Annotated in this window: 8 protein-coding genes; 3 read left to right on the forward strand and 5 right to left on the reverse strand. The window is 47.8% G+C overall.

From position 1 onward, the window contains the following. Positions 1-145 precede the first annotated feature (145 nt). Positions 146-1,018 (forward strand): methionyl aminopeptidase, encoded by an 873-nt coding sequence (locus DW922_RS10595; RefSeq protein WP_118726505.1) that lies wholly within the window; start codon positions 146-148, stop codon positions 1,016-1,018. 13 nt (positions 1,019-1,031) lie between these two features. On the opposite strand, the gene DW922_RS10600 is transcribed toward DW922_RS10595, so the two are convergent. The 3 genes from DW922_RS10600 to DW922_RS10610 are packed head-to-tail and all read right to left on the reverse strand — an operon-like array spanning position 1,032 to position 3,541. After that, positions 1,032-1,673 (reverse strand): ABC transporter ATP-binding protein, encoded by a 642-nt coding sequence (locus DW922_RS10600; protein ID WP_118726506.1) that lies wholly within the window; start codon positions 1,671-1,673, stop codon positions 1,032-1,034. Beyond that, positions 1,654-2,472 carry an ABC transporter permease subunit gene (locus DW922_RS10605; protein ID WP_347560303.1) on the reverse strand — a complete coding sequence of 273 codons (819 nt, stop codon included), beginning with the start codon at positions 2,470-2,472 and terminating at the stop codon, positions 1,654-1,656. The genes DW922_RS10600 and DW922_RS10605 overlap by 20 nt, the downstream gene beginning before the upstream one ends. Further along, a complete protein-coding gene (locus DW922_RS10610; RefSeq protein WP_118726507.1) occupies positions 2,444-3,541 on the reverse strand; it encodes an MqnA/MqnD/SBP family protein in 1,098 nt (365 codons plus the stop codon). Before DW922_RS10610 ends, DW922_RS10605 begins: the two co-directional genes overlap by 29 nt. Positions 3,542-4,146: 605 nt before the next feature. Between DW922_RS10610 and DW922_RS10615 the strand changes: the two genes are divergently transcribed. Further along, positions 4,147-4,779, forward strand: coding sequence for an ECF transporter S component (locus DW922_RS10615; protein WP_118726508.1), 633 nt, complete (start codon positions 4,147-4,149; stop codon positions 4,777-4,779). A gap of 124 nt (positions 4,780-4,903) precedes the next feature. Then, positions 4,904-5,863 (forward strand): P1 family peptidase, encoded by a 960-nt coding sequence (locus DW922_RS10620; RefSeq protein WP_118726509.1) that lies wholly within the window; start codon positions 4,904-4,906, stop codon positions 5,861-5,863. Positions 5,864-6,128: 265 nt separating this feature from the next. Here DW922_RS10620 and DW922_RS10625 read toward each other — a convergent pair whose 3' ends face one another. Together DW922_RS10625 and DW922_RS10630 are read right to left on the reverse strand one after the other, a co-directional pair. Further along, complete coding sequence (locus DW922_RS10625) at positions 6,129-6,797, reverse strand: class II aldolase/adducin family protein (protein WP_118726510.1); 669 nt, start codon at positions 6,795-6,797, stop codon at positions 6,129-6,131. Between the two features lie 18 nt (positions 6,798-6,815). After that, the coding region (locus DW922_RS10630) for a PTS sugar transporter subunit IIA (protein WP_147353375.1) at positions 6,816-8,199 on the reverse strand (1,384 nt) is incomplete at its 5' end.

Raw genomic sequence — 8,199 nt, forward strand, 5'->3', positions numbered from 1 at the left:
CCTTGCCATATCTTAAATTGTTATTTTCTATTCAATAATGCCATTTTCACTTGACAAACCAAATTTCCATGCTACGCTTGATGATAGAAAAAATGTAACGGTGCATATCTGCGCAGTTACAGAAAATAGGAAAAGAGGTTTCCCCATGCATATGATCGACAGAAACAGTCCCTGCTGGTGCGGCAGCGGACTCAAATACAAAAAATGCCACTACGATTTCGATGAAAAGCTGAAGATGTACGAGAACAAGGGCTGCATTGTTCCGGAGCACAACATGATCAAGACTCCGGAGCAGATTGAAAAGATCAAGGCCAGCGCAAAGGTCAACATCGAGGTTCTGGACTATGTTGCAGCGCACATCAAGGCTGGCGTCACCACCGAGGAGATTGACCAGTGGGTTTACGACGAGACAACCAAACGCGGTGCGATTCCGGCTCCATTAAATTTCGAAGGCTTCCCCAAAAGTGTCTGCACCTCCATCAACGAGGTCGTGTGCCACGGCATCCCGGACCCGGACCGTGTCCTGCAGGATGGCGATATCATCAACGTAGACTGCTCTACGATCTTAAACGGCTACTATTCCGATTCCTCCCGTATGTTCTGCATCGGCGATGTCTCCCCGGAGAAAAAACGTCTGGTGGAGATTACCAAACAGAGCATCGAGGTTGGCTTAAAAGAAGTAAAGCCGTGGCATTTCCTGGGCGATATGGGTGCTGCGATCCATGACTTTGTCCGTGAAAACGGCTATAGCGTCGTCCGCGAGATTGGCGGTCACGGCGTTGGCATTCAGTTCCATGAGGAGCCGTGGGTCAGCTATGTTTCCGAGCGCGGCACCGAAATGCTCATGGTTCCGGGTATGATGTTCACCATCGAGCCGATGGTAAACATGGGAAAACCGGATGTTTTCGTTGACGCAGATGACGACTGGACCGTGTATACCGAAGACGGAAAGCCATCTGCCCAGTGGGAGATCCAGGTTCTGGTAACGGAAGATGGTTACGAGATCATCGCTTATTAAAACAAAACACCTTTCAAATGGTAATACGGATTCCATTTAGGGTGGGAATATCATCTTCCTGATGTGTGCTGAGAAGCGTAAGCTTCCCAGCACTCTTTTTTTGCAGATAACGGATTCCTTCCATTCTGGTCCCGGCATCCAGCCCGGTAAACGGCTCATCCAGGATCAACAGGTCCGATGGTGCGCAGAGGGCACGGCAAAGGGCCACCCGCCGTTTCTGGCCGCCACTTAAGGTGGCTACCGGGCGGTTCAGTGCTTCCTGCGGCAAAAGCTCCCGGAGTTCCCGCTCCGCTTCTGCCCGGCTCATGGAAGAGGCTGCCGTCATGAGCACATTTTCCACTGCTGAAAAAGCCTCACACAGACGATCTTCCTGAAAAACGGCACCGATGCAAAGATTCTGCAGCGTTTCGTTCTCCTGCCAATCTGCTACTTTTTCAGCTGCCGCTTGGCCAGCTTCTTTTGTTTTTCTTTGTACTATGATTTCACCGCTGTCTGCGTGTTCCAGCCCCATGAGGATCCGAAACAACGTGGTTTTTCCCGTTCCGGAGGGTGCCATAAGACAGTAGATATGCCCGCTCACCAGTTCCATGGAAACATGATCCAGAACCAAGTGTCCGTCAAATTGTTTGCACAAGTCATGAATCTGCAGCTTCATGCTTCCCCTCTCCTTTCTGTGGACATAACCTGGATAATGAAAACAGTACCAGCCGCTCAAAGACCGCACTGATCAGAATGATCACCAGCGTCCAGGCAAACAGGTCTGCCGTCTCCAGATAGATTTTTGCCAGATACAACTGCTCACCAATGGAGTGCTCCGGCAGTCCGATCACCTCCGCTGCGGCGCCGGATTTCCAGCTCATCCCCAGTGCAATGCGGCAGCCGCTTAAAAGATACGGAATCAGCGCCGGCAGATAAATAAAGCGGATGCGCTTCCACACAGGCATATGGAACACCTCTGCCATCTCCAGAAGTTTCCAGTCCGTGCTTTTCAGGCCGGCTATCGTATTCACATAGATGACCGGCAATACCACCAGAAACGAGATTACCACGGAGAGATTGCGAGAGCCGGCCCAGATTAAGACAAGGATAATGAAGGATGCCACCGGAACTGCTTTCAGAAACAGCATGAACGGTTCCAGGATTTCTTCCAGAAGCGGCACTGCATACGCAAGAGCACCTAGCAGTATCCCGGCTGCAAATGCCGAAAAAAAGCCGATGCTGATGCGGCTGAAGGAGCCAAAAACAGAACGCCAGAAATCTGCAGACGGGAGCTGCCGCCACAATGCCTGAAGGGCCTCGAAAGGCCCCACAAGCATAATGGAATTGTGCACTACGAAAGCTGATGTCTGCCAGAATACCAGCCACAGGCAGATAATCAGCAGTTTCTTCGTTTGCGCAACATGGGAACAGTAGCGTTTCTTCCGCTTACTCATGCAGGTAATAGAAGCCGTCATCCGGTACCTGGCCGCCTACGGAAGAAGGATCTAGCTCAAAAAGAGCTTCCAGATAACCGGACAGTCTGGTCTTCATATCCTCCCCATCGATGCAGACAATGCTGCAGTACGGAATTGCGTTCTGGGCCACCGGGGCCTTTTCGATGATACCAGCTGCCGCTACCAGCTCTGCTGCATCTGCTACATTGGTATTCACCCAGTCTGCAGATTCCTTGTGTTCCTTTAAAAAGGTCTCCACCTCTTCCGGATTCTGCTCAAGCACCTCTTTGCGGCATACCGTAACACCAGTCACCAGAGAACTTCCATTTTCCGGCTGGGTCTTATCCCACTCTTCTGTCAGGTTCAGGACCATTTTTAAATTCTCATTCTGGGCCATGGTTGCAGTCACGAACGGCTGCGGCAGAAGGCCGATGGCATCCGGATTTTCTTTTAATACCGCTGCGACCTCCGTTGCCTCAGATTTATACTCGATCGTCACATCATCCGGTGTCATGCTGTTTGCACCGATCAGATACTGAAGTGCATAATCCGGTGTGGTTCCTTTTCCGGTCATGTATATGGTTTTTCCCTTCAGGTCTGCAATGTTATGGATAGAATCGTCTGCAGAAACTACATACAGCACACCCAGCGTATTGATATCAATGACCTCGATTCCCTGCTTGGTTTTCTGATACAGGACACTGGCCAGATTCGCCGGGACCAGCGCAATATCCAGATCACCAGAAACCACCTGTGCTGCCAGCTCGGAAGCATCTGCCGCCATGGTAAACTCATAAGCTCCCTCGGACTCGCCCTTGGAAGCCTCATCCATCAGGGATACCAGTCCAATGGTGGTCGGCCCCTTTAACGAGCCAACACGGAGTGTCTGTGCACCGGTCGTTGCTGCATCCGCTGCTTCAGATTCTTCCCCTGTTTGTGCCTCTGTGGTCTCCTCCGCTGTTTTATCAGCACTTGTCTGCTCTGCTATCGTTTCTGCGGCAGAAGTCTGCGTCTTATCTGCGCCAGAGCATCCGGTCAGAACCGTAGCAGTCATGGCACAGGCCAACAGGGTTGCGATTGTTTTTTTCATGAAATCTTTCCTCTCTTTCCGCATCCAGCTTTTCCGTCAGAAACCATGGGAGTATTTTGCTCCTTTTTCTTTCTGTTTTGTTTCTTCCAGATTAGTACGGATACCATTTTATTCTATCATAAAATCCAAAAAATTCCTATGTATCTCCAGAAACACTTGCGGTTTGGAAGATTTATGCTATAGTAAGGATGAACGTTATTCTTAGGAAAATGTATCATTTTACAGCCGGACGCAACAGACTGCGCTCGATTCATACAAAAACCCGTGACTGCAGCAAATTCCGTTTTCTGGAACACTCGCGTGAACAGAAGCATGAAGTCTATGCAGTTACGAAAAGAAAGAGAATTCCGTGCGGACCATTTTGGCTGCAACAAACTTTGTTCTCATTTCTATCCGTTCACAGGGAGCAGTATTCCTGTTACCTTTCACGCACTGCGTGTCTCGTAACACACTTCTTTATTCTGTCCTGTTTCCGTCTGCCTTCTTAAGTTTCCGTTCATTGTATCCCCAATCAATCTAATTTAAATGCTGAAAAACAGGGGACAAAAGCACTCCGCAGGGATGCGGCAGAGCATGCCGTTTTATCAGCGAAAAAGGAGAAAACAATGAAAACAGCAACAAAAAACCAAATCAGCTCTGAACTTTCCCACTCCCGGACTTCCTTTATGGTGAAGCTGGCCCTTATGGTAGCGATTATCTTCGTTATGGCCTTCTCACCGCTCGGTTACTTACGTACTCCGGGACTTACCATCACCTTTTTAACCGTTCCGGTTGCCGTCGGCGCCATCATTCTTGGACCGACAGCCGGTGCCATCTGCGGCGCAGCTTTTGGTCTGACCAGCGTGGCTATGGCATTAACCGGCGGCTCTGCCTTCAGTGCAGCACTTCTGCAGATCAATCCGTTCGGCCTGTTATTTACCTGCCTGGTTCCGCGAATCCTCGAAGGATGGATCTGCGGTCTGATTTTCCAGCTGGTAAAGAAATTTTCCAAAAACGGTGCATTCATCGTGGCAAGCCTGTCCTGCCCGCTGTTAAACACACTGTTCTTCATGAGTTCTCTGGTACTCTTTTTCTATAATACTGAGTATATCCAGGGCATCGTTACCAAGCTCGGCGCAACGAATCCGCTTATTTTCGTGATTCTGTTTGTCGGTGTTCAGGGTGCTATTGAGGCAGTTGCCTGCACCATTCTGGGCAGCGCCGTATCCCGCGCACTGGCTGCAGCATTCCGTCAGTAAAAACGGGCTATATATTTTTCATGAATTTTTGCTCGTGACTGTGAAGGTACTGAACAATTACGAAACGATTTCATAAGCCGCAGGAATCCTGCGGCTTAACTATTTCAAACATGGAGGGTTCATCATGAAATTATTCGACTCTGTCAGAGAGATTCCCATTACTGATCTTGAGGGTCTTCGCATCGGCAACGCCCAGGATTATGAGGCCATGACCGGTGTAACGGTTCTGCTCTTCGACCACGGTGCAAAAGCCGGTATTGATATCAGCGGAGGGGGACCTGCTTCCCGGGAAACGCCACTTACATCCCCCATCACTGCTGACAATCCGCTCAATGCCATTGTACTCTCCGGCGGCTCTGCCTTCGGCCTGGCTGCCAGTGACGGGGTCATGCGCTATCTGGAAGAACACGGTATTGGTTATGAAACCGGATTTGCAAAAGTACCGTTAGTCTGCCAGTCCTGTATCTACGACCTGAGTATTGGACGTTCTGATATCCGACCAGATGCTGCTATGGGCTATGCTGCCTGTCAGGATGCAGAACATCCGCATCCGGTATCCGGCATCTTAGGCGGAGGTACCGGCGCCAGTGTTGGCAAAATCTATGGCCGCGACAAAGCAACCAAAACCGGTCTTGGCATGTATGCAGTCTCCATCGGTAACTTAAAGATTGCCGCAGTTGTAATCTTAAATGCCTTCGGCGATGTCTTCAATCCGGCTACCGGCGAAAAAATTGCCGGTCCAAGAAAACCAGATGGCAGCGGATTCTTTGATACACTGGAAGAGCTTTACAAATTCAGCCAGAGAACCGACCAATTCCAACACGATCCAAACAGCAAAGCCAATACCACCATCGGTGCTATTATCACCAACGGCGCGTTTTCCAAAGCAGAATTAAGCAAAATTGCTTCCATGGCTCGCAGCGGCTACGCACGCTGCATTAACCCGGTAGGCACCATGGCCGATGGCGATTCCATCTATGCCGCCTCCATCGGAACCGTAGAAGCAGACTTAAATGTTGCCGGAACACTGGCGGCAGAAGTCATGGCAGAGGCAATCCAAAATGCAGTAAAGGCGGCCCGGTAGGCCGCCTTTTTTAAAACAGATTTCCATCCTCGTCAAATGTCAGAGGTGCAGGTTCTGACACAATTCTGTCAAACATCATCGGGATCTTTGCAGATTCCGTGAGGATGAAGAAAGTAAGGCTGAATTAAAGCGCAGAATGGACCATTGGCAGGAAATGGCACAAGAACTCAATAGTACGGTAGATTTGCACTAATAAATCAAAGGGGCTGTCACAAAATCATCTCATATGGATGATTTTGTGGCAGCCCCTTTTCAACTCTCTCTGTTAAGCACTAATAACCTGACGCTTCTTTTTTGATTTTTCTTTTACAAACACCTTATAATCCTCTGTCATTGGTTTATAATCGAATCCTCCCGCTTTTAACAGCAGATACATCTCGCTGTTGCGTTCAATAATATCGGATGCAATTACTGCATCTTTCATGGAAATCCCTACTCCTAACGCTCCATGATTTGCCATCAGAAGCCCGGCAGTGGTTCCAATTCCATCCTTTACATATTCAGCCAGTTCTTTGGATCCGGGAAATGCAAACGGAACAATATTAATATCTCCACCCAGATACAGAGACTGTTCGGTGTCAATTGCCGGCATAATATCCAGTCCCTTAATCAAACTAACCGTCGTTGCATATTTTGAATGGGTATGTACCAGGGCCCGAAGTTCCGGACGTGCCCAATATACCCCCAAATGCATGGAACACTCAATAGATGGCTGGTGCTTTCCTGAGACTATCTCTCCATTCATATTTACCACGACCAGATCCTCTTCTGTCATCGTATCATATGGCAGACTTGTCGGTGTGATAACGACCAGATCTGTCCCATCCGCTCTGGCACTCAGATTTCCAACTGTTCCTAACAGATAACCTCTTTCCACCATCAGACGGCAGCCCCATAAGACTTCCTCTTTTGCTTTTTGTAATGCATCTGACATATCCACAATTCCTCCATCCTATATTTTCAGACTGCTTTCCCATTCAATCAGCTGTACCAGTTTCTCTGTGTTTTCAGCCATCCGGATCTTATTTAAGTTAACTTCATTTTCCAGAAGATGAATCAGCTGATACAACGCTGTTAAATGGATCGTTTTATCCGGAGTAGCCAAAACCATAATGATATCTGCGTCCATATATCCATTTATTGATATTCTCTCTGGCATTCGGTAAAGTGACATTGCGGGCCTGGCTACTCCGTCATCTACACCTGCATGCGCAACAATCACACCATCCGCCAGCATGATATATGGCTGATTTTCCTGAATCAGCCGGATCATCTTATTAATATAGCGCAGCTCAATGCTTCCGTTTTCCCATAAAACATTGGACGCATTTCGAATTGCCTCATCCCATGGATAAATCTCCGCCGCAAATTCTATATTTTCCGGCTTCAGCAGATCCCGCAGGCAAAGTCCTTCATTCCGCAATTCCGGATATGCTTTTCCGGAAAATGATGACAAATACTGGTGCAGGCTTTTTTCCAGTTTATCCCGTTCCTGAACGACTGCATAACGCTCTATCAAAGCCATAATCCCTTCTGTCGTTACATTTTCATAGCTGACTTCCTCCAGCTCCCGAAGTACTTTTTGACGAAAAATCTTTCCTGTGTACTCATTAAATGAAGGGGTTACCACAAACTGAATTTTGTCTGTGTTTAATCTTGTCGTTGTAAAAACAATCTGGAAATCTTTCTGATATTCTTCGAATCCACGGATGGAAAGGCAAGCTGTAAATTCAATTTCCGGAAACATTTCTTCCAATGTAATGTGTAAAAAATGCGACACTGTAATTCCATTGCTGCATACAACAACTGCTTTTTTTCTTGGCTGCATGGTTCCCAGAAGGCCTTCCTTTCGCAGCCATGCTCCAATCAATGCGGTTATGTAAATCGTTTCACGATCCGGCATTGTTTCTCCAAGCAACGTTTCCAATGGAAATACAGACAGCTTTACGATTTCGTGCAAATACTGATATTTTGGAAGAATCATATCTGAGATATCAGGCTGCACATGATAATGATACCGGATCCGGTATACCGCCGGCTGTAAATGCTGTAACAATGCCTCCAAAAGACCTTCCTTATCAGAAATCTGTACACAACTGATCCGTTCAAAGCACTTGATCGCATCCTGTGCTGCTGCTTTCAGCTGTGCCTGATTTTCACCTGCTTCATTCCGGCTGGAATACTTGGAAATCTGGAGCTGTATTGTAAAAAAGATTTTTTCTTTTTCACTGTCAATTCCATGCTTTATGCAAAAAAAGGACATAACCATATATTCTTTGGTGCCGGTTACATGCCCTGGGACTTTGCTGATGTGTGATAAAGAAGTAGTAGAAGTG

The organism is Clostridium sp. AM42-4 (assembly GCF_003480105.1).
GTDB lineage: Bacteria > Bacillota > Clostridia > Lachnospirales > Lachnospiraceae > Brotaphodocola.